Raw genomic sequence first — 23,389 nt, forward strand, 5'->3', positions numbered from 1 at the left:
CAACGGCAATGACCACGCCCATGCCGTCATACGGGCCAACGTGGCACGCCTGCGCACGGCCACCCGGTATTCCCGTAGCGGTCAACCCGTTCATCCGGCCGGCCCGGATGACGCTGCCCATCACTCCCCGCCGCACTCGATCAGGTTGTGGCGCACGCGCCCGAGCAGCCGCACCAGCGTATCGCGCTCGTCGGGCGTGAAGCCGCGCAAACCGTCGTCGACGACGGTGTCACCCACTTCGAGCATCTGCGGAAAGATCTCGCGCGACTTGTCGGTCAGCCGGATCACGAATGCACGGCGATCGTCGTCGTTCGCGACGCGCTCGATCCAGCCATAACTTTCCATCCGGTCGAGCAACCGGGTAAGCGAGATCGGCGCGATCTCGAGCCATTCCGCGAGCCGCGCCTGATTCATCTCGCCCTTCCACGTCAGGTATGCGAGCACGCGGCTTTGCGCGCGCGTCAGCCCGATGCGCTTCGCGCGCCGGTCGAACAGGCGCCCGTTCAGGCGGGCCACGTCAGAAATCAGGTAGCCGATCCGGTTCTCGTAGGTCTTGTCCATGCGGGGATTATAGGGTCAAGCCGACAGCCACCCATCGCTCGCGGCAAGGCGATAAGCGGATCTATAATAAGCGTGCTTATAATTCCAGCGATACCGGATCGCCGCCCACGGCGACCGCCCCACGGAGACACCCGCTTGAACCCCGCCGCCGACGCCCCCGCCTCGCCCGCCCTGAACCGGCCGATGCTGACCCTGTCGATCATGCTCGCCACGCTGATCCAGACCCTCGACAGCACGATCGCGAACGTCGCGCTGCCGCACATGCAGGGCACGCTGTCCGCGTCGCAGGACGAGATCACGTGGGTGCTGACCTCCTACATCGTCGCGGCGGCGATCGCGACACCGCTCACCGGCTGGCTGTCCGACCGGCTCAGCGTGAAGCGGCTGCTGATCGTGTCGATCGCGGGCTTCACGGTCGCATCCGCGCTGTGCGGGCTGTCCGAGACACTCGTGCAGATCGTCGGCGCCCGCCTGCTGCAGGGCGTGTTCGGCGCCGCGCTGGTGCCGCTATCGCAGTCGATCCTGCTCGACATCAACCCGCGCGAGAAGCAAGGCCAGGCGATGGCGATCTGGGGGATGGGCGTGATGGTCGGCCCGATCCTCGGCCCGACGCTCGGCGGCTGGCTCACCGACAGCTACAACTGGCGCTGGGTGTTCTTCATCAACGTGCCGATCGGCGCATTCGCGCTGGCCGGCGTGATGACCTTCCTGCCCGCCCGCGCGCCGCGCCCGCATGTGAAATTCGACGCGTTCGGCTTCGCGACGCTGGCGCTCGCGATCGGCGCGTTCCAGGCGATGCTCGACCGCGGCGAACAGCTCGACTGGTTCGGCTCGTACGAGATCCGCATCGAGGCGGTCGTCGCGGCGCTCAGCTTCGCGTTCTTCCTCGTGCATACCGCGACCGTCGGCAAGGCGTCGTTCTTCAAGTCGGAACTGCTGCGCGACCCGAACTTCGCGACGGGCACGCTGTTCATCTTCGTGGTCGGCGCGGTGCTGTACGCGACGCGCGCGCTGCTGCCGCCGATGCTGCAGAACCTGATGGGCTACCCGGTCGCGACGACGGGCCTCGTCACCGCGCCGAGCGGCGCCGGCACGATGATCGCGATGCTGTTCGTTGGCAGGCTGCTGAAATACGTGGATGCGCGGATGCTGCTGCTCGCGGGGCTGTCGATTTCCGCGCTCGCGCTATGGCAGATGATGCAGTACACGGTCGTGCTGTCCGAGGCGGACATCGTGTGGCCGGGCGTGGTGCAGGGCTTCGGGCTGGGGCTCGTGTTCGTGCCGCTGAGCGCGCTGTCGTTCTCGACGTTGCCGCCCGACCTGCGTGCGGACGGCACGGCCACCTACAGCCTGATGCGCAACATCGGCAGCAGTATCGGCATCTCGATCGTGCAGACGCTGATGACGCGCAACACGCAGGTGTCGCACGCCGATCTCGCCGCGCAGATCACGCCGTTCAACCCAGCCGTGCAGGCGATGGCCGGCAGCCGTCTCGACTTCGCGCTGCTCGACCGCACGATCAACCAGCAGGCATCGATGATCGCCTACCTGAACGATTTCAAGCTGATGTTCGTCGCGACGCTGCTGATGATTCCGCTGTTGCTGCTGATCCGCCCGCCGCAGAAAACGGCGAGCGTGGAGATCGCGCATGCGGCGATGGATTGACGATGCGACGGGCGCGCGCCCGTCGCAGGCCGAACCGTCAGGCCTTCATCGTCCCCGTACGCACGTACCGCTCGTGCCACGACAGCGCCTCGGCGAGCAGGTGCGGCGTGTGCTTGCCGAAGCTCTCGCGCGACGCACGCTCGAAGTAATCCTCGAGCATCGGCCGGTAGTCGGGATGCGCGCAGGTCGCGATGACCTTGCGTGCACGCTGCTTCGGCGACAGGCCGCGCAGGTCGGCAAGGCCCTGCTCGGTGACGACCACCGCGACGTCGTGCTCGGTATGGTCGACGTGGCTCGCCATCGGCACGATCCGCGAAATCGCGCCGCCCTTCGCGGTACTCGCCGACATGAAGCACGACAGGTAGCCGTTGCGCGCGAAGTCGCCCGAGCCGCCGATGCCGTTCTGGATCTTCGTGCCCATCACGTGCGTCGAGTTCACGTTGCCGTAGATGTCGGCCTCGATCATCCCGTTCATCGCGATGCAGCCGAGACGGCGCACGAGTTCCGGATGGTTGCTGATCTCCTGCGGGCGCAGCACGATCTTCTCGCGGAACGTCGCGATTTCGTCGGCGAAGCGCTGCACGGCGGCCGGGCTCAGCGACAGCGCGGTGGCCGACGCGAAGCTCAGCGTGCCGTCCTGGAGCAGGTCGAGCATGCCGTCCTGGATCACTTCGGTGTACGCGGTCAGGTTCGAGAAGCCGGCCGAGCTGAGCTCCGCGAGCACCGCGTTCGTGATGTTGCCGACGCCCGACTGCAGCGGCAGCAGGTTTTCCGGCAGGCGGCCGCGCTTCACTTCGTGGCGCAGGAAATCGATCAGCTGGTGCGCGATCTGCTTCGACGTCGCGTCCGGCGCGGAGAACGCGTTGCTGCGATCCGGTGCATCCGTCTCAACGATCGCGACGATCTTGTCGGCCGGGCAGCGCAGGTACGGCTCGCCGATCCGGTCGTCGCTTTTCGTCAGCGGAATCGGCTTGCGGTGCGGCGGCAGCGCGGTGCCGTAATAGACGTCGTGCATCCCGTCGAGGCCGAGCGGCTGGCGCGAGTTGACTTCGAGGATCACGTGCTTCGCGCGTTCGAGCCATGTCTTGTTGTTGCCGATCGAGGCAGACGGAATCAGCAGCCCGTCCTCGCGGATGCCCGCGACTTCGACGATCGCGACATCGAGATCGCCGTACAGCCCGAACCATGCGTATTGCGCGACGTGGCTCAGGTGGACGTCCTGGTAGTCGACTTCGCCGCCGTTGATCTTGTCGCGCAGCGTCGGGTCGGACTGGTACGGCAGGCGCATCGAGATGCCGTTGGTGCGGGCGAGCGCGCCGTCGAGTTCCGGTGCGGTCGACGCACCCGTCAGCACGTTGATCCGGAAGTCCTCGCCGCGCGCGTGCGCCGCGTCGATGTGGGCGGCGAGCGCGGCCGGAACGGCCTTCGGATAGCCCGACCCCGTGAAGCCGCTCATGGCGACGGTCATGCCGGGACGGATCAGCGCGGCGGCTTCGTCGGCGGTACGGACGAGCGAACGCAGGGCGGGAGCGAGGATGCGTGATGAAGACATGGCTGGATTCTGATGCTTTGGTCTGTCGTTGACGTCGCTGGGGGTGTCTCCTGAGCGACATGAAGCCCTTGTGGCCGCGACGGGCGGCCGGCACCACAGGCATGGTCGGAGTATCTCAGAGGCGGTCGCCGCGAAATGTCCGCCGTATGAAAAAGATCGTTGCCGGATTTGCCGCGTATCGAACGGCCGTTCTGTGACAGGCGCCCCGTTCAATTCGAATGCACGTGAAAGGTGCACGAAAGCATCGGACACAACGACCGGTCGACGATCACCAATCCGCACACATCAATCGACGGATTTTCATTGCGATTCATCGCCTGTCGATCGGCAATGGTCGATGCTGCATCCGGCGCGGCCAATTGTCACCCGATGCCGGTTGTGCCGGCCTGACGCACGTCAAGCTCGCACGCGCCGCGCGTCGCGCGCCGGGAAGCGCGAAAAACACCGCCGCACCGGCCTGTGAGGCCCGTCCGCCCTTGACAGGCGCGCGACGCGAACCACACTGGAATACGGATCCCGCAGCCCCGTTCGGCCGCCCTTTCGCGCACGCGCTTTTCGGTCGGCCGATCGTTGCAAGACGCGGTAACACTCGCTCATGTCAGGACATTGATCGAATAAAAAGCAACAAATTACAATTCCGTATATATTTCGCCGATGGACCAAAGAAAAACCGCCACACGTTCCGAACCGCCCCTGCCACGCACCTGGGATGCGCGGCTCGCGCGCTCGCTTGTCCGACCGCTCGTCGACACGCCCGTCACCCCGAATCACCTCACCACCGTTCGTCTGCTGATCGGCCTCGCCGGCGCCTGGTGCCTCGCGCACGGCGGCTTCGGCTGGAGCAATGCCGGCGCGTTCCTGATCGTGCTGTCGAACTTCGTCGACCACACCGACGGCGAGCTCGCCCGCATCAGCGGGAAATCCAGCAAGATCGGTCATTTTTACGACCTCGCGGCGGACGCGCTCGTCACGATCGCGCTGTTCGTCAGCATGGGCCTCGGCATCGTCGCCCAGGGCGGCCAGATGGCCGCGTCGCCGGTGCTGCTCGGCGCGGTGGCCGGCGCCGCCGTCGCGCTGATCTTCTTCCTGCGCATGCGGATCGAATCGATCGCCGGCAAGGCCGGCACCAAGCAGGCGTTCGCCGGCGGCTTCGAAACCGAAGACGTGCTGTACCTGCTGCCGCTCGTGACGCTCTTCGACGGCGTCGAACCGTTCCTGCTCGCGGCGTCGATCGGCGCCCCGCTCTTCGCCGCATGGGTCGTGATCGACTGGTGGCGCATCGTCCGGCGCGGCAACGTCGCGCAGAATCCAACCGAAATCCAGGCTTCCAAATGACTCCTAGCACGCGCGACGACTCCGTGCTGAGCCCGGCACGCCCCGCGCCTGCGCGCGTGGCGGCCGCCGATCCCGATCGCACCGTGGCCGACTGCGTCGGTTCGCTCGACCTCGACCGCCTGCGCGGCGACTACACGCGCCAGGGCTCGTTCCTGTACCTCGACGCCTTCCTGCCGGCCGACGCGCACGCGAAGCTCGCGGCGGCCGCCCGCGCGATGCAGGCCGGCCTGAACCGCAATTACCTGCCCGGCCACAAGCAGGGCGGCAGCGTCAGCCGCCATACGATCGACGAGCAGGCGCCGTACATCGCCGAGCTGTATCGCTCGAAGGCGCTCATCTCCTTCCTGGAGAAGGTCACGGGCGACAAGCTGATGCTGTCGCCGGACGACGATCCGCACGCGTATGCGCTGTATTACTACACGAAGCCCGGCGACCACATCGGCTGGCATTACGACACGTCGTACTACGACGGCCGCCGCTATACGCTGCTGATCGGCGTGATCGACGAATCGTCGTGCCGGCTCGACTACGAACTGCACACGCGCAATCCGGACGTGGCCGACGAGCCGGGCTCCGTCCAGATCGCCGACGGCGGCATCGTGCTGTTCGACGGCGACAAGCTGCGCCACCGCATCACGCCGCTGGGCCAGAACGAGATGCGCGTGTCGCTCACCTTCGAATACGTGACGAACCCCGGCATGCGCCCGTGGAAGCGCTTCATCTCGAACATGAAGGACGCGATCGCGTATTTCGGCTTCCGCCAGGTGTTCAAGCAACTGGCGACGCGACGCCCGACCGGGTCATGACACGCGCCGGCCTGATCCTGCTGTCCCTCGGGACCGCACTCTTCGTCGCACTCCTCGCCTGGCAGGGCGTCGGCGCGGTCGCGTCCACGTTCCTCGCGGCCGGCTGGGGGCTCGCGCTCGTCGCGGCGTTCCACGTCGTGCCGCTCGTGATCGACGCGATGGCGATCTCCGTGATGTTCCGCCACGGCCAGCCCGGCGCCGAACTCCGCAACGCGCTGCGCGCGCGCTGGGTCGGCGAATCGGTGAACAGCCTGCTGCCCGCCGGGCAGATCGGCGGCCCCGTGCTGATGGTGCGCCACCTCGCGCAGCGCGGCACGCGGATGGCCGACGCGGCAGCGGCCGTCACCGTCAGCACGACGATGCAGGCGCTCTCGCAAATGGCGTTCGCGCTGATCGGCATCGCCGCGTTCAGCCTGTACGCCACGCACGAATCGGTCGCGCACCTGCGCACGCCCGCGCTGATTGCCACCGGCGTGCTCGGCGCCCTCGCCGCGCTGTTCTACGTCGCGCAGCGGCGCGGGCTGTTCGGCCGCGGCCTGCGCCTCGCGTCGAAGCTGCTCGGCCCGCGCGACTGGTCGTCGCTGGCGACCCGCGCCGACGCGATCGACGACGCGGTCGGCGCGCTGTACCGCGATCGTGCGAAGGTCGCGAAGACGTTCGCATTGAGTCTCGTCGGCTGGATCGTCGGCACCGCGGAAGTGTGGCTCGCGCTGCACTTCCTCGGGCACCCGGTGAGCTGGCTCGACGCGCTGCTGCTCGAGAGCGTCGGCCAGGCCATTCGTGGCGCGGCCTTCGCGATCCCGGGCTCGCTCGGCGCGCAGGAAGGCGGCTACCTGCTGCTCGCGCCGCTGGTCGGACTGCCGCCCGACGCGGCGCTCGCGCTGTCGCTCGCGAAGCGCGCGCGCGAACTCGCGCTCGGCCTGCCCGGCCTGCTCTATCTGCATTTCAGTGAAAGAAACTGGCAGCGGCGCCGTGCGCCGCAGCCGCTCGCCGACTGATCGTTCAGATCCGCCGGCTTTTTGGTTGGAGAACCCATGCGAGCCATCATTCTTGCGGCAGGCCTCGGCTTGCGCCTGCAACAACCGCCCGAGGCACAGTTCCCGAAGTGCCTGCTGCGCTTCGACGACGTGTCGCTGCTCGAGCGCCATCTGCGCGTGCTCGATGCCGCGGGCGTCGACGAAATCGTGCTCGGGCTCGGCTTCCAGGCCGGGAAGGTCGAGCAGGAATTGAAGCGCCTCGGCCGCCAGGCCGAGATCGTGATCAACGAACGCTACGACCTCGGCAGCGTGCTGACCGTGCATACCGTCGCCGATGCAATGACGCGCGGCGGCGACGTGCTGCTGATGGACGCCGACGTGCTGTATGACGAGAACATCCTGCACGCGCTGGTGGCCGATGCCGACAAGGCTGTCGACCGCCTGTTGATCGACCGCGACTTCGAGGCCGGCGACGAACCCGTCAAGCTGTGCCTGAAGAACGGCGTGCCGGTCGAGCTGCGCAAGCAGCTCGCGGTCGACCTCGAATACGACACGATCGGCGAATCGGTCGGCTTCTTCCGCTTCACCGAAGGCACCGCGCGCCGCCTCGCGACGATCGTCGCGGGCTACGTCGACAGCGGCCGCGCGAACATGCCGCACGAGGAAGCCGTGCGCGACCTGCTGCTCGAAGGCGGTCATTCGTTCGACGTCGCCGACGTCACCGGCTCGCCGTGGATCGAGATCGACTTCCCGAACGACGTCGCCCGCGCCACCCAAGAAATCCTCCCCCTGATTCAACGCACCACCGCAGGAGTCGCACGATGAACGCACGCGAACCCAACTTCACCGAATCGCGCAGCGCCCGCCTGCGCCGCATGCTCGTCAGCAGCGACCTCGAATTCCTGATGGAAGCGCACAACGGCCTGTCCGCACGGATCGTCCGCGAAGCCGGCTTCAAGGGCATCTGGGCATCGGGCCTCGCGATCTCCGCGCAGTTCGGCGTGCGCGACAACAACGAAGCGAGCTGGACGCAGGTCGTCGACGTGCTCGAATTCATGGCCGACGCGAGCGACCTGCCGATCCTGCTCGACGGCGACACCGGCTACGGCAACTTCAACAACGTGCGCCGCCTCGTGAAGAAGCTCGAGCAGCGCGGCATCGCCGGCGTCTGTATCGAGGACAAGCAGTTCCCGAAGACCAACAGCTTCATCGGCGGCGAGCGCCAGCCGCTCGCGGAAATCGACGAGTTCTGCGGCAAGATCAAGGCCGGCAAGGATTCGCAGACCGATCCCGACTTCTCGATCGTCGCGCGTGTCGAAGCGCTGATCGCAGGCTGGGGGATGGACGAGGCACTGCGTCGCGCGAACGCGTACGCGGAAGCCGGCGCCGACGCGATCCTGATCCACAGCAAGCTGTCGCGCCCGGACGAGATCCTGCAGTTCGCGCGCGAATGGAGCGGCAAGGCGCCGCTCGTGATCGTGCCGACCAAGTACTACAGCACGCCGACCGACGTGTTCCGCCAGGCCGGCATCAGCACCGTGATCTGGGCGAACCACCTGATCCGCGCGTCGGCATCCGCGATGCAGGCGACCGCGCGCGAGATCCACGAGAGCGAAACGCTGATCAACGTCGAGGACCGCGTGGCATCGGTCAACGAGATCTTCCGCCTGCAGGATGCCGACGAATACTCGGCGGCCGAGCGCATCTACCTGTCGTCGTCGTCGCGCGCGTCGAACGCGGCGATCGTGCTCGCAGCGAGCCGCGGCAAGGGCCTCGAAGCCGTGACCGAAGACAAGCCGAAGGTCATGCTGCCGGTCGCCGGCAAGCCGCTGCTGCGCTGGCTCGTCGACGGCTTCAAGACCCACGGCGTGAACGACATCACCGTGGTCGGCGGCTACCGCGCCGACGCGATCGACACGTCGGGCATCAAGCTCGTGGTCAACGAGCGCCATGCGCAGACGGGCGAACTCGCGTCGCTCGCATGTGCGGCCGAACGCCTGACCGGCGACACCGTGATCTCGTACGGCGACCTGCTGTTCCGCAGCTACATCGTGCGTGACCTCGCGGAGAGCGAGGCCGAGTTCAGCGTGGTGGTCGATTCGTCGCTGACGGAAACCAACCAGAGCGTGCGCGATTTCGCGCTGTGCTCGGCGGCGGACGATCGCGGCCTGTTCGGCCAGAAGACCTACCTGCAACGTGTATCGAGCGACGTCGCCACGGGTACGCCGCACGGCCGCTGGATCGGCCTGCTGAACGTGCGCGGTGCCGGTGTCGAGCGCCTGAAGACGATGCTCGCGACGCTGCAGGCGCGCGACGATTTCGACACGCTCGACATCCCGTCGCTGCTCAACGAACTGATCGCCGCCGGCGAGAAGATCGAGGTGCAGTACGTGCACGGCCACTGGCGCGGTGTGAACGATCTCGAAGACTTCCGCCGCGCGGGCGACTTCGCGCACGGCCAGACGCCGCTGTCCGAACCGGGCACCGGCAACGGGGGCGCGCAATGATCGAAGCGGCACAGTTCGTCGAGGCCGCGCGCGAGCGCGGTTTCGACTGGTACGCGGGTGTGCCCTGCTCGTACCTGACGCCGTTCATCAATTACGTGCTGCAGGACCCGACGCTGAATTACGTGTCGGCCGCGAACGAAGGCGACGCGGTCGCGCTGATCGCGGGCGCGACGCTCGGCGGCAAGCGCGGCATCGCGATGATGCAGAACTCGGGGCTCGGCAACGCGGTGAGCCCGCTCACGTCGCTGACCTGGACGTTCCGCCTGCCGCAGCTGCTGATCGTCACGTGGCGCGGCCAGCCGGGCGTATCCGACGAGCCGCAGCACGCGCTGATGGGCCCGATCACGCCCGCGATGCTCGACACGATGGAGATCCCGTGGGAGACGTTCCCGACCGACCCCGAACAGGTCGGCCCGGCACTCGACCGCGCGATCGCGCATATGGACGCGACGGGCCGCCCGTACGCGCTCGTGATGCAGAAAGGCAGCGTCGCGCCGTATGAGCTGAAGGCGAACCCGGCAGCCAGGCCGCGCACGCATGTCGCCGCGCAATCGTCGTCGCGCGCCGCGTCGGCCGAAGCCTGGCCGACCCGCCAGGACGCGCTGCAGCGCGTGATCGCGCACACGCCGGTCGATTCGACCGTCGTGCTCGCATCGACCGGCTTCTGCGGCCGCGAACTCTACGCGATCGACGATCGCCCGAACCAGTTGTACATGGTCGGTTCGATGGGCTGCGTGACGCCGCTCGCGCTCGGCCTCGCGCTCGCGCGACCCGACCTGAAGGTCGTTGCGGTCGACGGCGACGGCGCCGCGCTGATGCGCATGGGCGCGTTCGCGACGCTCGGCACCTACGGCCCGGCGAACCTCACGCACGTGCTGCTCGACAACGGCGCGCACGAATCGACGGGCGGCCAGGCAACGGTGTCGCAGCACGTGTCGTTCGCGGGTGTCGCGGCTGCATGCGGCTACGCGTCGGCGGTCGAAGGCGACACGCTCGACGTGCTCGATACGGCGCTGGCCGGGTCAAGCGACGGTGCGCAGTTCGTGCGCCTGGCGATCCGCACCGGCGTGCCCGACGGCCTGCCCCGCCCGACCGTCACGCCGGTCGAGGTCAAGACCCGTCTGATGCGGCACATCGGCGCCGCGCAGACCGAAGCCCACGTTGAAGGAGCCCATTGATGCTGCTGCTGAACCCCGGCCCGGTCACGCTCACCGAACGCGTACGCCGCAGCCTGCTGCAACCCGACCTGTGCCATCGCGAAAGCGAATTCTTCGATCTGCAGGACGAAGCACGTGCGCGCCTCGTTGCCGCGTACGAGCTCGATCCGGCCGAATGGACCGCCGCGCTGATGACGGGTTCGGGCACGGCCGCCGTGGAAAGCATGATCGCGGCCCTCGTGCCGCAGGACGGCAAGCTGCTGGTGATCGAGAACGGCGTGTACGGCGAGCGGATCACGCAGATCGCGACGCAGTACGGGATCGCGCATGACGTGCTGAAGCATGAGTGGATGCAGGCGCCCGATCTCGCGCAGATCGCCGCACGGCTCGATGCGGGCGGGTACTCGCATGTCGCCGTGATTCATCACGAGACGACGACGGGCCGGCTGAACGATCTCGGCGCGATTGCCGGGGTGTGCCGTGCGCGCGGCGTGAAAATGCTCGTCGATGGTGTCAGCAGTTTTGGGGCTGAGGCGATCGACTTCGCCGGCGGCGACATCGACGCGGTTGCCGCGACCGCGAACAAGTGCCTGCACGGCGTGCCGGGCGCGGCGTTCGTGATCGTGCGGCGCAGCGCGCTCGCGAAGGCTGCAAGCCGCACTTACTACCTCGATCTCGGTCGCCTGACAAAGCTGCAGGATCAGCGGAATACGCCGTTCACGCCTTCCGTGCACGCGTATTACGCGCTCGTCGAGGCGCTGCGCGAGTTTGATGAGGCTGGCGGCTGGCGTGCGCGTCATGCGCATTACAAGGCGCTCGCCGATCAGGCGCAGGCCGGACTGGCGGCGCGCGGGATGCCGCTCGTGCTGCCGGAAGGTGAATCGTCGGTCGTGCTGCGCGCGTATCGGTTGCCGCAGGGTGTGACGTACGAGACGTTGCATGACGGCTTGAAGGCGCGCGGTTTCGTGATCTATGCGGGGCAAGGCGGGCTGTCGAAGGAACTGTTCCGGATTTCGACGATGGGCGCGATTCAAGCAGCTGATGTCGATCGGTTGCTGGAAGGGTTTACGGCGCTGACGCGGTAAGCGTCGCTCGTACCTTCGTCCATGAAAGGCCCTTCTCGGAAGGGCCTTTTTTATTCTTTGCGGATTTTTCGGAAACTCCGGACGGTTGAGCCCGCAGCCATTATCAGTCACTCGACATGACCGAGTCGTTCGTTGACAATCGGCTTTTACAAAGTTGACCGTGCTTGTTTAAAGCAAGCCAACGATATGTACTTCAGTCGGCGCTGTCGACCATGATCGACGCCAGAATTACTCCGATCGCCACATGAATGAAAAAACAGCAGTGGGAGCAAGAATGCATATCCACGCATCGGCATCCGGCCGTCGTTGCGCAGCGCTCGGGGTCGCCATGGCGCTGACATTTTCGTGGTTCACCTCTGCGCAGGCACAGAGTTGCGCACCTGACAGCGTGGCGCCCGAGTGCTTGCTGCAGCGTAGTCAAGGCGAATTTCAGCAAGCGGATGACGAGTTGAACCGCACTTACCAAAAGGTTTTGAAGTCGATGTCTCGGCCGCGTGACGAGTACGTCGACTATCCGGCACTCAAGACGAAATTCGTCGAGGCTCAGCGTCAATGGGTCAGCTTTCTCGATAAAGAGTGTACCGCTTGGTATCTGATAAACGAGGCAGGCGCGGATCGTAATCTTGATCTACTGACTTGCGAAATCGACAGAACACGTGATCGTACGCGTGAATTGAACGCGTGGCTCAAGCAATTGAGCCATGATTAGCGCAGCGCCAGATGAAGACGGCATCACCAGGTCGGCGGATATTAGAGAGAGGGTTTCGCTCAACGAACCAAAAAGCGCCGACCGCGACGCCCCGAAAGCGATGCATCTGCCGTCGCCACCTCGTTGATTGGACAGGATCGTTAATTCGATGAGTTTTTTGCAAAATCGAGAACTTGTGGATGCCCTGACCTCGCTGCCGGAGCGGCAGCTGGTCGAAGTGATCGCGTTGGCGTTGGAGGCACGCGAAGCCCAAGTGGAACATCCGGAATGGCAGTCGGCCAAACTCGTGCTCGCGGAGGTTCACCGATTCAATGAGACGTCCGCGACGCCCTCACCCTGGGCGCTTCTTGTCAGCTACTCCGCCGGGCATATCGGGCAGTTTCCGGTCAGGAGCGGCCGCCAATTTCCGCCTGTACTGCATCAAACCACCGCCAGTTTGAGCCATTCGACGCAGCTACGGAATGGGTCGCTCCATGACGATCAGCTCGCCGAGAAATCGCTGATTGGTCGTCCGTCTGATTTCCTCGAATCCCTCGCGCTGCCAAAATGCGAACGCACGCGGATTCGTTGAAACGACCGCGAGTTGCGCCCTGCGGAAGCCCCACTCACGCGCCATAGCATCGAGCAACGCCAACGCAGTCTTTCCGTAACCACGACGCTGGTACGCATCGGAAAATAACAGCAGTCCGATCCAGATGCAGTCGTCAGTTGGATATGCGCGAATCACGTCGGCACAGCCAACCATGTCTGGCCCGACGTAAAAGCCGAAGACTGATTTATCTCCCCCATCTTTGCCTGCAGGCTTGCCGTAGAAGAAATCATCAACATCTTCTTTGGAGGGTGACCGTCCTTCGACCAGTTGAGTATAAGAGGCGGCTTCGATAAAGACGCGCGATACGTTCGCGTAATCGTTATCCGAATCGCCGCTGAGTGCGCGGACTGTGACCATCAGGCGCTCTTTCGAAGTGTGAGGCGTAATTCTAAGTCGATTTACCCATGAACACACGCAGCGCAACATGGCGCTAGCGTCCGCTTCATGGGAAGTTGAGTGTCTCTTCCGGTCTGGTTCGGCCGACCGCATCAGGCGGCGGTCGGCCATTTTGAGATGCTCGACGCCGCCGATTAAACTGTTGGCAATCATCTTCCCAGACACGCACCGATCAGCATGAGCGCAATCAAACTGTTGAGACCTACGACCGCCTTGCTGCCGAGCTACGTTGCGGCGCTTGAGGCAGGATGGTCGCCCGACAACGTCCGTAAGGCGATCGCTGCGCGCGAACAATTGGACGCTATTGACGTAGATGCTGAGCGATTCGTGGACGGACTGGACGATCCAACTGCATCGGGCGGTCAGATTCCCTTACCCGATGGCTCGACTGTCGCGCGGCTCCCGAGCATTGTCCGCTGGATATGGGACGGTGATTTCAGCGGCGCAATCGGATTTCGTTGGCAGGTCGGAACCGCCGAATTGCCGTCGTACGTACTCGGACATATCGGCTTCTCGGTCGTGCCGTGGAAGAGGGGCAACGGCTATGCCACGCAGGCGCTCGATTTGATGCTGGGCGAAGCAAAGGGAGAAGGCCTGCCCTATGTCGAACTAACAGTTGATCCGGAGAATATCGCCTCGCAGAGGGTAATCGCTGCGTGCAATGGCGTATTGATCGAGCGCTTCAGAAAGCCGGCAGCCTACGGATTCGCCGAGACGCTCCGCTATCGCATTGAATTGAACGACTGAGCAAGCTGTCAGCCCTTATTCGGCCGCTTTCTGCCGCTCGTCTGAGCCATGTAGTGATGCGTTGCATCGACGGTTTGAATCCGCCGTCGGTAAGCGACATACACGACATCCATGAAGAACCTCTTTCCATCGTGACCGTGAGAATCCTCCATTTCGCCCCGTTGCTGGCGCTCGCCGCCTCCCCCATCGTTCACGCCGCCGACAGCCAGCCTTGCGACGACGACACCGTGACTGCCGTCGCCCGCTGGGCCGGCATCGCGAGCGCCCGCATCGCCACACGTGACGCGGACCGGCTCGTCGTCGCGGCGGCCTGCAAGGTCATGCCGAATGCACCTGAAACGACGATCGCGGCCGTCGCGTTCGATTCGCTGCCGAAGAGCAAGAATCCCGACGATAGCGAAAAGCTGCAGGTCGTCGCGCTCGTCGAAGGGGGCAAGGTCGTGGCGGCCGAGCGTTCGGTGATTCAGGAGGACGCGGCGATACAGATCGGCGAGAACAGTTATCGCATCGATACTGCGCCGTACCGGCTGTCGCCCGATGTACGGGCATTCGGCGTCGTGTTCAGCAGCACCGCGCACGGACCGAGCTGCCCAGATGCCTACATGGAGAACGAACTGACACTGTGGATTCGCGAAGGCGCTCGCATCCGCCCCGTGTTTGGCACCAATCTCAATGGCTGGGTCGCTACCACAGGTACCGCGTGCGGCCCCGATACCAGTGACCTGCGCAGCGAGTCCGCCCGCATGACGATTGCGGTCGAGAAGACGTCGCACAACGGCTTTGCGGACCTGTCGATTACGGCACACGTGATGAACGCGGAAAGCAACGACGATAAGCAACCGGACGCGGGAAAACGCACCGTGCGCACGGTCGTCAAATACGACGGCAAATCATACGGGAGCGATATGTACCGGGACTTCTGGTATTCGCCTGCCTCAAAGAAGCGATTCAAATAACGGTAAGCGGGGCCGCAGTAACACCGCCCCCCCCATCTACTCCACCACCTTCGCCCCGATCGCCTCGCCCGACGCCGGCCTGAGCCGCGCTTCCTCCCGCCCCCGCCGCATCTCGCGCGCCGTATACCGATCCTTCAGCCGCAGGAACGGTTTCTCGACAAGGAAATAACTGGCCGTCGCCGCCATCAGCGCCCACACGATCCCAAGCGGAAACGCATGCGCAACCGGCAGATCCGGATTCGCGAACGGCTGCTGCCACAGATAGAGGCTGAACGAGATCGTGCCGACGAACACGACAGGCTGCGCACGCAACCATCGCGCACACCAGAATTCGCTGCGGAAATTCAGCACGACGATCACGACCGCGATCAGCGCCGCCTCGAGCGTCACGCCGTACGTCGCATTCCAGAAGCCACCGAACCGGTGTTCGGCGAGCGGGCCGCCGATCAGCACGACCACGATGATCGCCGTCACGATGCGCGTCCCGCCGCGCCACGAGCGAATCCACGCTTCGAGCCGTTCGCGGTTGAGCGACGCATAACAACCGATCAGGATCGGATCGACGCCCGTGTGAAGCATCATCCCGAGCTGCCCGCGCAGCGCGGGCGCCACGAAGTACGTGACGGCGCGCACGAGCGGCACGACCAGGATCAGCGCGGCCAGCCAGCGCGTACCGCCGCGGCGCATGCCGTACACGAACAGCAGCGGCCAGAACCAGTAGAACTGTTCCTCGAGCGCGAGCGACCAGAAATGGCCGAGATACCACGCACCGTCGGGATGCAACGTGTTGTCGCCGGTCAGCCCGAACCACGCCGAGTAGTTCCACAGGTGCAGCGCCGCATACAGCCACTGCCGGCGGTCGACGTCGAACCAGCCGGCGAAGGCCACGATCGCGACCGCCGCGAGATAGACGTAGCAGGCCGGCCAGATCCGCAGCGCGCGACGCACGTAGAACGACGTCAGCGCGATGCCGCCCGTGCGCGCGAATTCGGCGCGCAACACGTTGGTGATCAGGAAGCCGCTGAGGACGAAGAAGATCAGCACGCCGAGCCGGCCGTCGGCGATCAGCCGCAACGGCGCGTACCAGCCCGTGTAGCCGCCGGGCAGCACGTGCTCGGCGTGTCCGACCACGACCATCGCCACCGCGACGGCGCGCAATCCGGTCAACTGCGTGACGCGATGGTTCATCGGCTGGTTTCCGTCGGCACGGTGGATGGGCAGCAGACCGGCGCCGCCCCCGCTTCGGCACGCCGATATGCCGCCGGGATTTTGTATGAAAAATATCCGAATGAAATTACTTCAAAAATCCCGATCCCCCCAAATGCAAGCCGCCCCGGCTGGACGTCCGGGGCGGGTGGCGCAGCGCCGGCCGCCTGTTGCGGCGCAACGATCAACGGGACGCGGCAAGATCGCGGCGGCGCGTTCACCGGTCGGCTTTCTTCTCCAGCAACCGGACGTTCTGCTGCGCGACCTGGAGATCCTGCAGTCGATCCACCAGTTCCGCGCAGCCCGTCTTGTCCATCTGGAACGGCGTGCCGCACATCGGGCAGCGAACCTCGCTGTTGCCGAGAAAATCCGCCAGCGACAACTTCACCCGCCCGCGCGTGCAGACCGGGCACATGAAACCCGGTGCGTCGTTCAGCATCTTCTCGCTTGTCTTCATGACTCCCTCCTGGAGTGATCGCCACCTTCACCGGTGGCCTGGGTGCCCACGCCGCCGACCTGGGTATTCATGCCCAGCAGCGCCAGCAGGTTGCCGATACCGGCCGGGATGCCGGCCTGCCCGACCTCGACCTTCGCGCCGATGTTCGCCTCGAGAAACGGCGACACGTCCTCGCGCGTCTGGCCGCCGGCCTCGGGCCGGCCGCGTGCGAGCATGGCGCTCCAGCGATACTGGCGCGGCGCGGCATCGTCCGCATCGCCGGGCAGCAGCGGGATCGCGCACGACGCCTTCACGCGCTCGGCAAGCAGCAGGCGCACGCCGAAATCGAAAGTCGCGGTCTTCACTTCGAGCAGCGGCAGCGGGATCAATGACAGCACCGGAACCTGCACGCGACGCCATTCGGTCTTGTCCTTGCCGAGCACCTGTTCATAGAAGAACGTGATCATCCGCAGTTCGCCGAAGTCGCTGTCGTCCAGTTCCCTCGGCTCGCAGCCGGTGGACGGCTTCCGCACGAAGCCGAACTCGCGGACGTACCGGACGAACTGGCGCGCGGCCATGAAGTCCGCCTCGATCACGGCCTCGATCGGCGCGGCGAACAGGTACTGCAGATCGACGACGGGGCTGATGGAATCGGTCATGGCATCACTCCGTGACAACCAGTTCGTCGCGCTCGCGGCCGCCTTCGCCGACGAGCACCCACTTGTAATTGCGCAGCTTCGCGCGCAGCGTCAGCGTCTGCACGAATTCGGACGGAATACCCTGCAGCGCGGCCGGGTCCAGCGTCACCGCGAGCGACGGCACGCGCGCGGTCTCCGCCTGGATCCCGCGCTGCCGCTCGGCCGCCGCTTCGATCAGCCCGCGCAGTGCGTCCCAGTTCGCGTCGACTGTGCCCTCGAACGACGCGTGTCCCGCATCCGCGCGCTCGTGCGCGTCGAACACGTCCGCCAGGCCATCGTCCAGCGATGCGTGAAGCACGTCGAGCAGGCCCGCACGCAGCGCATCGCGCGACGGCGGCGTGCCGCGCATGGCCTGCGTCAGTGCGTCGCCGAGCAACGCGTGCAGGTTGCCGCCCAGCTCGCGCACGACGCGGGACGAACGCAACGCGTCGATCCGGTCGTGCGCCGGATCGGCGCCCCCACCGGCCGCACCGCGCGCGCCGCGCACGCGGCCGAGCGCGCCGGCGAGATCGCGCAGCAGCAGTGCGCCTGCCTCCGTCGCCAGGTCGGCGACGGCGACCTGCGACGGCAGCGCATCGGCCGCCAGCGTGTCCGCGTCGAGCCGCGATGCCCGTTCGTCGCCATCGGCGCCCGGCGGCACCGCGAAGCGCAGCGTCACGTCCGCTTCGTCGAGCAGGCCGTTCGGCACCGGAAAATACTTGAGCAACGGATCCTCGCGATACTTCGCGGCGAGGCGCTTCGAATACAGGTTCGCTTCGTGCTGCGCGCCCGCGAGACTGTCGAGGAACGCGGCGGCGATATCCCGCAGATTGGTCATCGGTGTTCTCCTCTAACCCGCGCCGGCAGGCCGGCGCGGGCGGGTTGTCACATCGGACGGATCAGGGCTTGGCCTGCAGCGTGAGGCTCGTGGACACACCCGCACCGTCGATCGTCGCGCTGACGGTCACGACCGACTTGCTGGTGTCGTCGAGCGCCTTGCAATCGATCTCGACCTTGCCGTTGGCGTCGGTCTTCGGCGGCGGATCGGCTTTCACGCTGTCGCCGTTCGCGGTGACCTCGAACCCCGCACCGCCGGCGTCGAACGCGAACTTCAGCTCGACACCCACTGCCGGCGTGCCGTCCGGTTTAAGCGCGGTCAGCACGTCCTTGCCGGAGTCTCCCTTGGCAATCGAGAGCGTCGCCTGCGCGCTCTTGAGTGACGGCGCCGACGGCGGCGGCAGCCGGTGCAGCACGCGCACCGGCACGACAACCGACTTCGCATCGACCTTGCCGCTGTCCGGCGCGGGGATCGACGCGGACACCGTCAGGTCGATCGCCTGCGCATCGACCTCGCCTTCCGCCCAGAACAGGACGGACAACGAACCGTCGCCGTCGGTCTTGAACGACGTGACCTTGCCGGCTGCATCGAACGGGATGGTCGAACCGAACGGCGCGCGGCTCATCCGGAACTTGTCCGCGAGCGCGGGATCGATCTGGAACGCGACCTCCGTATTGCCGGCGAACAGCCCGTTCGAATTCTGCAGGCGCACCTGCAGCATCTGCTGCTGTGACGGATCGCCCGACATCACGGTCGACAACGCCGGACTGACCTGCATGTCACCGTTGCGGCTCGCGCCGGTCGCGGCGCTCGACAGGATGTTGAGCACGGTCGCGAGCCCGGCCGGCACGCCGGCCTGCGACGCATGCACGAACACGTCCTGCGTGTACTCGACCGAATAGCGCGAGTCCTGCGTCGCCTTCGAATCCTTCTTGCTCGAATAGCTGGCCTTCATCTGCGCCGACAGGCTGAACGGCCCCCAGCCGATCTTGCCCTGCGCCGACAGTTCGCCCGCGATCGCTTCGGACTTCGACTCTTCCGACGTCGACGACGCCGCCGCGTTGATGTTCGCCTTGAACTGGATCGTCACTTCGTCGACCAGGATCAGCGGCACCGGCACGATCGTCAGCAGCGGCACGATCAGCTTCACCATCTGCCCGTCCTTCTGGTACAGGAAGGTGACGTTGACGGCCTGCTTCACGCCGTCGGTGTCGGTCGTGAGGCCGACCTTGTCGATGAACTCGTAGGTGGATTTCGCGGCCATCGCCTGCGCGGTGATCGCGGCCTGCAACGGGCCGCCGATCAGGGCGCTGTAGTCGATACCGTTCAACAGACTCCGGGCGGACTCGGCCGCCGAATTGTCAACTGGCATGATTGATCTCCTGTGATTTCGGTTCCGCACGCGCCGCCGTGCTGTCTCGCCGGCGCGTGCGGTACGTCATGCGGCCGCCGGCCCTTGGCGGGCGGCGGCCGGGCCGGCGGTTACGGGCGCGGCGGCGGGCGCAGGCGGAAGCGCATGCGGTTTGCGGAAAGCTCCGCATCCACGCTGTAGCGCCGCCAGATCGCGAAACCGGTCAGCAGCGCGAACGTGCTGACGGTCGTGACCACCACGCCGCCGTAGATCGCGGCGTTCGGCACGGGACGAAACGGCCAGGTGAACAGCGCGGTGTCCCCTTCCGCGTGATCGTCGGCGGCCCGAGGTTCGAGCAGCTTCGTCCACTCCTTGACCTGCTGCGCGTCGGTGACGTCGACCAGGATCTCCCCGGCGAATCGATTGACGAGTTGCGCCACTTCGACCTGTGTGGCGCGATCGTCCTTCCAGACAATCACATTTTCGCTTTCCATTTTTCACTCCTTTTCATTAAGAAAACCGGGTGAATTCGCCCTCGGAATATCGCGCATTCTCCCGTCCTCGGGCGAATGCAACGCAATATCCGCCCGCCATTCAAATTGCGCCGAATGCGAATGCCGCTCAATACCTCCGATTGCGTAGTGAAAAGCGAATCGTCGGAATCACAATTCGCGGCCGATTTTCATCAGGCGGGCAAGTTCATGAATGGACAATTTGTGCATGATGTTTTCACGATGCTTGCTGACCGTGCGCGGGCTGACATCGAGCAACCTTGCGATTTCCTTGCTCGCGAGACCGGCACCGATCAGGCGCAGCACATCCCGCTCACGCGGCCCGAGCGCGGCGATCTTCACAAGGAGAGAGGTCGTCCGCGAGCGGCGGCGCGTGTTCGACCGCATACGCGACGAGTTGCGCGGTGCCCGTCAGCCCGAGCTTGCGCACGATGTTCGAGCGATGCTTGCGCACCGTCATCGGCGCGGCCCCCAATGCCTCGGCAATTTCCGTACAGCGCATCCCCCGCGCGATCAACGACACGATCTCGCGCTCCTTCCTCGTCAGAGAATCGCCAACCATTCACAATCCCCGGAATTATTTTGATTTCTCGTTGATTCGCGACGCATGGCCAGCGTCATGAGTGCATTTCATGCGTGGCACGCGCATGAAACACAACGACATATTGAATCGGAATGCGTGAATGATGCGATGCGTTTTTTTACGGATTTTTCAATGCCGATCGACAGGAACGACAGTCGTGCGGCATGCCGGAACCGAAGCGCGCCATTTCGGCGAGTTGGGCATAATGGCGTACTGCTTTCGGCACCGGTTGCCCGGCACCCCACCGACCTTTCAATCAGGAAACGTCATGTACCCACCGATCGAACCCTACGCCCACGGCCATCTCGACACCGGCGACGGCCACCGCATCTACTGGGAGCGCTGCGGCAACCCCGCCGGCAAGCCCGCCGTGTTCCTGCACGGCGGCCCCGGCGCCGGCTGCAGCGCCGACCATCGCCGCCTGTTCGATCCGGAGCGCTACGACATCCTGCTGTTCGACCAGCGCGGCTGCGGGCGTTCGACGCCGCATGCGAGCCTCGAGAACAACACGACGTGGCATCTGGTTGCCGACATCGAGCGCCTGCGCGAGATGGTCGGCGCGGAAAAGTGGCTCGTGTTCGGCGGCTCGTGGGGCAGCACGCTGTCGATCGCGTATGCGGAAACGCACCCGGAGCGCGTGAGCGCGCTGGTCGTGCGCGGCATCTTCACGATACGCCGCGCGGAAGTGCTGTGGTACTACCAGGAAGGCGCGTCGTGGCTGTTCCCCGACCTGTGGGAAGCCTTCCTTGCACCGATTCCCGAAGCCGAGCGCGGCGACCTGATCGCCGCCTACCATCGCCGGCTGACCGGCAACGACGAAGCCGCGAAGCTCGAAGCCGCGCGCGCGTGGAGCATCTGGGAAGGCCGCACGATCACGCTGCTGCCCGACCCCGCACTCGCCGCGCACTTCGCGGACGGCCACTACGCACTCGCGTTCGCGCGGATCGAGAATCATTACTTCGTGAACCAGGGTTTCGTCGAGGAAGGCCAGCTGCTGCGTGACGCGCATCGTCTCGCCGGCATTCCGGGCGTGATCGTGCAGGGCCGCTATGACGTCGCGACGCCTGCTCGCACCGCATGGGAGCTGTCGAAGGCCTGGCCGGATGCGACGTTCGAGATCGTGCCCGGCGCCGGGCATGCGTACAACGAACCGGGGATCCTGGAGGCGCTGATCGCGGCCACGGACCGGTTCGCGAACTAAGGCGCGCCATCGGGCAACGCCGCGCGCGCCGATTGATCCGCGTCGAGCCTCCAACCATTACGCGGGCCGGATGTCTGCCGGCCGGGAAGTTGGAGGCCGTTCCGTCATCGCGAGTCGCTGCGGTTTGCCGGATGGCACGCACACCGGCCACTCTTTCCACTTCGAAGGCCGATTCATGGCGTTGACCCCGACCGAACCCCGTTCCGAGCGTCTCGACCGCCCTGCGGTCAAGTCGCTTGCCGTCCGCGTGAACGGCTTGCGCATTCACACGAAAGTGGCCGGAGCCGGCCGGGCCGTCGTGCTGCTGCACGGCTGGCCGCAAACGTCGCATGCGTGGCGAAAGCTCGTGCCGTTGCTTTCGCCTCACTGCATGGTCATCGCCCCCGACCTGCGCGGATTCGGGCACTCCAGCAAGCCCGCGGCAGGCTATGACAAGAAGACCGTCGCAGGCGACATCGCCGCGTTGCTGCATGCGCTGCAGATCGAAAAGGCCTGCATCGTCGGACACGACATGGGCGGCCAGGTGGGCTACGCGTTCGCGGCGCTGTATCCGCAACTCACGGAACGGTTCGTGTTCATCGAGAGCGGCTTGCCGGGCTTCGGCCAGGAAAAGGCGATGAACGTGGCCACGGGCGGCAGCTGGCACTTCGGCTTCAATATGGCGGGGGACATTTCGGAAGAGCTGGTCCGCGGCCGTGAAGCACTGTTCGTGCGCCACTTCATCCGGCGCGACACGGTAGGCACCGTCGATCCCGAGTCCATCACCGAAGCGGACATCGACGTCTACGCAACCGCGCTCACGCAGCCCGGCGCCCTTCGCGCGAGCTTCAGCTACTACCGCACCCTGTTCGTGGATCTCGACGACAACAAGACGTTCGGCGCGAAGAAACTCGACATGCCTGTCCTCGCCATCGGATGCGAATTCGGGTACGGAGAAGGATCGAAGGCCACCATGGCGCAGGTCGCGTCCGATGTGCACGGGATCGTGCTGCGCGACTCCGGCCACTATCCCGCCGAAGAGCAGCCGGAACAGCTTGCGTCCGTCCTTCTCGACTTTCTCGCGCGATGATGTCCGCCGGTTGCCGACGATCGCCGGAAGTCGCCGGAAGTCGCCGGGATGCCGTCAGCAGCTTGATCCTGCCCGGGGGTTCACAGCGCGGTTTCGACGATCGCCCTGCCGCTGATCGCCCGCTCGACGAGTTGCTCGTCGCCGACCTTGCGGATCGCGTCGTCGAGCAGCCCCTCCGGTGCCTCGGTCGCCACCTTCAGCAAACCCGACAGGCCGCGCGCGTCGAGCACCACCAGCGTCTCCATCGAATCCGCACGGCTCACGAGCACGCGGCGCCACGCCGGCCCCGCGCCGAAGCTCGCACAAAGCGCAATCGTCTCGCTGCCGAGCGTGTAGTCGAAGGTCTTGATCATGATCCGCCGCCGTTGCAAGGGAATGGCGATGCGCGTCGGTGCGGCGCCGTGACGTCGACGCACCCGCGCGTGCCGCCGGCTTCCGAATCAAGTCAGATCCGTTCACCGGCATGGCCAT

Annotated in this window: 25 protein-coding genes; 13 read left to right on the forward strand and 12 right to left on the reverse strand. The window is 65.6% G+C overall.

Translation table 11 applies throughout. The annotated features are described in order from the left end of the window. Nucleotides 1-120: 120 nt before the first annotated feature. Complete coding sequence (locus ABIC51_RS07965; protein WP_060085107.1) at nt 121-561, reverse strand: MarR family winged helix-turn-helix transcriptional regulator; 441 nt, start codon at nt 559-561, stop codon at nt 121-123. Between the two features lie 135 nt (nt 562-696). Between ABIC51_RS07965 and ABIC51_RS07970 the strand changes: the two genes are divergently transcribed. Beyond that, entirely contained in the window at nt 697-2,226 is a 1,530-nt protein-coding gene (locus ABIC51_RS07970) for a DHA2 family efflux MFS transporter permease subunit (RefSeq protein WP_146253289.1), read from the forward strand. A 37-nt stretch (nt 2,227-2,263) separates the two neighbouring features. Here the strand turns inward: ABIC51_RS07970 and scpC are convergent, their stop codons facing one another. Then, a complete protein-coding gene (gene scpC / locus ABIC51_RS07975; protein ID WP_027791325.1) occupies nt 2,264-3,778 on the reverse strand; it encodes a succinyl-CoA:acetate CoA-transferase ScpC in 1,515 nt (504 codons plus the stop codon). Nucleotides 3,779-4,432: 654 nt separating this feature from the next. On the opposite strand from scpC, the gene ABIC51_RS07980 reads away from it, so the two are divergent. From ABIC51_RS07980 to ABIC51_RS08015, 8 genes are all read left to right on the forward strand, one after another. Further along, a complete protein-coding gene (locus ABIC51_RS07980; RefSeq protein WP_021162080.1) occupies nt 4,433-5,113 on the forward strand; it encodes a CDP-alcohol phosphatidyltransferase family protein in 681 nt (226 codons plus the stop codon). Next, on the forward strand, nt 5,110-5,919 hold the full coding sequence (locus ABIC51_RS07985; protein WP_027791324.1) for a HalD/BesD family halogenase: 810 nt from the start codon (nt 5,110-5,112) through the stop codon (nt 5,917-5,919). The genes ABIC51_RS07980 and ABIC51_RS07985 overlap by 4 nt, the downstream gene beginning before the upstream one ends. Then, complete coding sequence (locus ABIC51_RS07990; RefSeq protein ID WP_027791323.1) at nt 5,916-6,917, forward strand: HpnL family protein; 1,002 nt, start codon at nt 5,916-5,918, stop codon at nt 6,915-6,917. Before ABIC51_RS07985 ends, ABIC51_RS07990 begins: the two co-directional genes overlap by 4 nt. 36 nt (nt 6,918-6,953) lie before the next feature. Beyond that, nucleotides 6,954-7,721, forward strand: a complete 768-nt coding sequence (locus tag ABIC51_RS07995) for a phosphocholine cytidylyltransferase family protein (RefSeq protein WP_027791322.1) — start codon at nt 6,954-6,956, stop codon at nt 7,719-7,721. Then, entirely contained in the window at nt 7,718-9,403 is a 1,686-nt protein-coding gene (gene aepX / locus ABIC51_RS08000) for a phosphoenolpyruvate mutase (RefSeq protein ID WP_060315171.1), read from the forward strand. The genes ABIC51_RS07995 and aepX overlap by 4 nt, the downstream gene beginning before the upstream one ends. Continuing rightward, complete coding sequence (gene aepY, locus ABIC51_RS08005) at nt 9,400-10,581, forward strand: phosphonopyruvate decarboxylase (RefSeq protein WP_136469168.1); 1,182 nt, start codon at nt 9,400-9,402, stop codon at nt 10,579-10,581. The genes aepX and aepY overlap by 4 nt, the downstream gene beginning before the upstream one ends. Continuing rightward, on the forward strand, nt 10,581-11,645 hold the full coding sequence (locus tag ABIC51_RS08010; protein ID WP_175898028.1) for a 2-aminoethylphosphonate aminotransferase: 1,065 nt from the start codon (nt 10,581-10,583) through the stop codon (nt 11,643-11,645). Before aepY ends, ABIC51_RS08010 begins: the two co-directional genes overlap by 1 nt. 244 nt (nt 11,646-11,889) lie before the next feature. Further along, nucleotides 11,890-12,354 carry a lysozyme inhibitor LprI family protein gene (locus tag ABIC51_RS08015; RefSeq protein WP_226128893.1) on the forward strand — a complete coding sequence of 155 codons (465 nt, stop codon included), beginning with the start codon at nt 11,890-11,892 and terminating at the stop codon, nt 12,352-12,354. Nucleotides 12,355-12,808: 454 nt separating this feature from the next. Here the strand turns inward: ABIC51_RS08015 and ABIC51_RS08020 are convergent, their stop codons facing one another. Next, nucleotides 12,809-13,495 carry a GNAT family N-acetyltransferase gene (locus ABIC51_RS08020; protein ID WP_148096001.1) on the reverse strand — a complete coding sequence of 229 codons (687 nt, stop codon included), beginning with the start codon at nt 13,493-13,495 and terminating at the stop codon, nt 12,809-12,811. Between the two features lie 24 nt (nt 13,496-13,519). On the opposite strand from ABIC51_RS08020, the gene ABIC51_RS08025 reads away from it, so the two are divergent. Both ABIC51_RS08025 and ABIC51_RS08030 read left to right on the forward strand, forming a co-directional pair. Beyond that, nucleotides 13,520-14,089, forward strand: a complete 570-nt coding sequence (locus ABIC51_RS08025) for a GNAT family N-acetyltransferase (RefSeq protein WP_175898029.1) — start codon at nt 13,520-13,522, stop codon at nt 14,087-14,089. Between the two features lie 137 nt (nt 14,090-14,226). Continuing rightward, entirely contained in the window at nt 14,227-15,045 is an 819-nt protein-coding gene (locus tag ABIC51_RS08030; RefSeq protein WP_175898124.1) for a PA3715 family protein, read from the forward strand. Nucleotides 15,046-15,081: 36 nt separating this feature from the next. On the opposite strand, the gene ABIC51_RS08035 is transcribed toward ABIC51_RS08030, so the two are convergent. The 8 genes from ABIC51_RS08035 to ABIC51_RS08070 all read right to left on the reverse strand — a co-directional run bounded on the left by ABIC51_RS08035 (nt 15,082) and on the right by ABIC51_RS08070 (nt 20,627). Further along, nucleotides 15,082-16,233 (reverse strand): acyltransferase family protein, encoded by a 1,152-nt coding sequence (locus ABIC51_RS08035; protein ID WP_175898030.1) that lies wholly within the window; start codon nt 16,231-16,233, stop codon nt 15,082-15,084. Between the two features lie 235 nt (nt 16,234-16,468). After that, on the reverse strand, nt 16,469-16,708 hold the full coding sequence (locus tag ABIC51_RS08040; RefSeq protein ID WP_027791314.1) for a hypothetical protein: 240 nt from the start codon (nt 16,706-16,708) through the stop codon (nt 16,469-16,471). Then, the gene (locus ABIC51_RS08045) at nt 16,705-17,346 is read right to left on the reverse strand and encodes a DUF2589 domain-containing protein (RefSeq protein ID WP_175898031.1); all 642 of its coding nucleotides are present in this window, start codon (nt 17,344-17,346) and stop codon (nt 16,705-16,707) included. Before ABIC51_RS08045 ends, ABIC51_RS08040 begins: the two co-directional genes overlap by 4 nt. 4 nt (nt 17,347-17,350) lie before the next feature. Next, on the reverse strand, nt 17,351-18,202 hold the full coding sequence (locus ABIC51_RS08050; protein WP_175898032.1) for a hypothetical protein: 852 nt from the start codon (nt 18,200-18,202) through the stop codon (nt 17,351-17,353). Between the two features lie 61 nt (nt 18,203-18,263). Continuing rightward, nucleotides 18,264-19,574 (reverse strand): DUF2589 domain-containing protein, encoded by a 1,311-nt coding sequence (locus ABIC51_RS08055; protein ID WP_081073670.1) that lies wholly within the window; start codon nt 19,572-19,574, stop codon nt 18,264-18,266. A gap of 110 nt (nt 19,575-19,684) precedes the next feature. Continuing rightward, complete coding sequence (locus ABIC51_RS08060) at nt 19,685-20,047, reverse strand: hypothetical protein (RefSeq protein WP_059696483.1); 363 nt, start codon at nt 20,045-20,047, stop codon at nt 19,685-19,687. A gap of 168 nt (nt 20,048-20,215) precedes the next feature. Beyond that, nucleotides 20,216-20,407 (reverse strand): LuxR C-terminal-related transcriptional regulator, encoded by a 192-nt coding sequence (locus ABIC51_RS08065; RefSeq protein WP_226128897.1) that lies wholly within the window; start codon nt 20,405-20,407, stop codon nt 20,216-20,218. Continuing rightward, nucleotides 20,379-20,627, reverse strand: coding sequence for a response regulator transcription factor (locus ABIC51_RS08070; protein ID WP_146253296.1), 249 nt, complete (start codon nt 20,625-20,627; stop codon nt 20,379-20,381). Before ABIC51_RS08070 ends, ABIC51_RS08065 begins: the two co-directional genes overlap by 29 nt. 289 nt (nt 20,628-20,916) lie before the next feature. Between ABIC51_RS08070 and pip the strand changes: the two genes are divergently transcribed. Both pip and ABIC51_RS08080 read left to right on the forward strand, forming a co-directional pair. Continuing rightward, entirely contained in the window at nt 20,917-21,849 is a 933-nt protein-coding gene (gene pip / locus ABIC51_RS08075) for a prolyl aminopeptidase (protein WP_060171220.1), read from the forward strand. 124 nt (nt 21,850-21,973) lie between these two features. Then, nucleotides 21,974-22,918 (forward strand): alpha/beta fold hydrolase, encoded by a 945-nt coding sequence (locus ABIC51_RS08080; protein ID WP_354006403.1) that lies wholly within the window; start codon nt 21,974-21,976, stop codon nt 22,916-22,918. Nucleotides 22,919-22,998: 80 nt separating this feature from the next. Here the strand turns inward: ABIC51_RS08080 and ABIC51_RS08085 are convergent, their stop codons facing one another. Continuing rightward, nucleotides 22,999-23,271: a hypothetical protein gene (locus ABIC51_RS08085; protein ID WP_027791308.1), complete on the reverse strand. Its 273-nt coding sequence runs from the start codon at nt 23,269-23,271 to the stop codon at nt 22,999-23,001. Nucleotides 23,272-23,389 lie beyond the last annotated feature (118 nt).

This window comes from Burkholderia sp. 572 (assembly GCF_040545135.1).
GTDB classification, from domain to species: Bacteria; Pseudomonadota; Gammaproteobacteria; order Burkholderiales; family Burkholderiaceae; genus Burkholderia; species Burkholderia cepacia.

What these genes read in the sequence shown, in the direction of transcription:
- ABIC51_RS08040 (WP_027791314.1), bottom strand. Translation starts at nt 16,708, where the DNA reads ATGAAGACAAGCGAGAAGATGCTGAACGACGCACCGGGTTTCATGTGC.
- ABIC51_RS07980 (WP_021162080.1), top strand. Translation starts at nt 4,433, where the DNA reads ATGGACCAAAGAAAAACCGCCACACGTTCCGAACCGCCCCTGCCACGC.
- ABIC51_RS08085 (WP_027791308.1), bottom strand. Translation starts at nt 23,271, where the DNA reads ATGATCAAGACCTTCGACTACACGCTCGGCAGCGAGACGATTGCGCTT.
- ABIC51_RS07990 (WP_027791323.1), top strand. Translation starts at nt 5,916, where the DNA reads ATGACACGCGCCGGCCTGATCCTGCTGTCCCTCGGGACCGCACTCTTC.
- ABIC51_RS08070 (WP_146253296.1), bottom strand. Translation starts at nt 20,627, where the DNA reads ATGGTTGGCGATTCTCTGACGAGGAAGGAGCGCGAGATCGTGTCGTTG.
- ABIC51_RS08045 (WP_175898031.1), bottom strand. Translation starts at nt 17,346, where the DNA reads ATGACCGATTCCATCAGCCCCGTCGTCGATCTGCAGTACCTGTTCGCC.
- ABIC51_RS08020 (WP_148096001.1), bottom strand. Translation starts at nt 13,495, where the DNA reads ATGATTGCCAACAGTTTAATCGGCGGCGTCGAGCATCTCAAAATGGCC.
- aepY (WP_136469168.1), top strand. Translation starts at nt 9,400, where the DNA reads ATGATCGAAGCGGCACAGTTCGTCGAGGCCGCGCGCGAGCGCGGTTTC.
- ABIC51_RS07985 (WP_027791324.1), top strand. Translation starts at nt 5,110, where the DNA reads ATGACTCCTAGCACGCGCGACGACTCCGTGCTGAGCCCGGCACGCCCC.
- ABIC51_RS08050 (WP_175898032.1), bottom strand. Translation starts at nt 18,202, where the DNA reads ATGACCAATCTGCGGGATATCGCCGCCGCGTTCCTCGACAGTCTCGCG.
- ABIC51_RS08010 (WP_175898028.1), top strand. Translation starts at nt 10,581, where the DNA reads ATGCTGCTGCTGAACCCCGGCCCGGTCACGCTCACCGAACGCGTACGC.
- ABIC51_RS08055 (WP_081073670.1), bottom strand. Translation starts at nt 19,574, where the DNA reads ATGCCAGTTGACAATTCGGCGGCCGAGTCCGCCCGGAGTCTGTTGAAC.
- ABIC51_RS08035 (WP_175898030.1), bottom strand. Translation starts at nt 16,233, where the DNA reads ATGAACCATCGCGTCACGCAGTTGACCGGATTGCGCGCCGTCGCGGTG.
- ABIC51_RS08060 (WP_059696483.1), bottom strand. Translation starts at nt 20,047, where the DNA reads ATGGAAAGCGAAAATGTGATTGTCTGGAAGGACGATCGCGCCACACAG.
- ABIC51_RS07995 (WP_027791322.1), top strand. Translation starts at nt 6,954, where the DNA reads ATGCGAGCCATCATTCTTGCGGCAGGCCTCGGCTTGCGCCTGCAACAA.
- aepX (WP_060315171.1), top strand. Translation starts at nt 7,718, where the DNA reads ATGAACGCACGCGAACCCAACTTCACCGAATCGCGCAGCGCCCGCCTG.
- scpC (WP_027791325.1), bottom strand. Translation starts at nt 3,778, where the DNA reads ATGTCTTCATCACGCATCCTCGCTCCCGCCCTGCGTTCGCTCGTCCGT.
- ABIC51_RS07965 (WP_060085107.1), bottom strand. Translation starts at nt 561, where the DNA reads ATGGACAAGACCTACGAGAACCGGATCGGCTACCTGATTTCTGACGTG.
- ABIC51_RS08015 (WP_226128893.1), top strand. Translation starts at nt 11,890, where the DNA reads ATGAATGAAAAAACAGCAGTGGGAGCAAGAATGCATATCCACGCATCG.
- pip (WP_060171220.1), top strand. Translation starts at nt 20,917, where the DNA reads ATGTACCCACCGATCGAACCCTACGCCCACGGCCATCTCGACACCGGC.
- ABIC51_RS08025 (WP_175898029.1), top strand. Translation starts at nt 13,520, where the DNA reads ATGAGCGCAATCAAACTGTTGAGACCTACGACCGCCTTGCTGCCGAGC.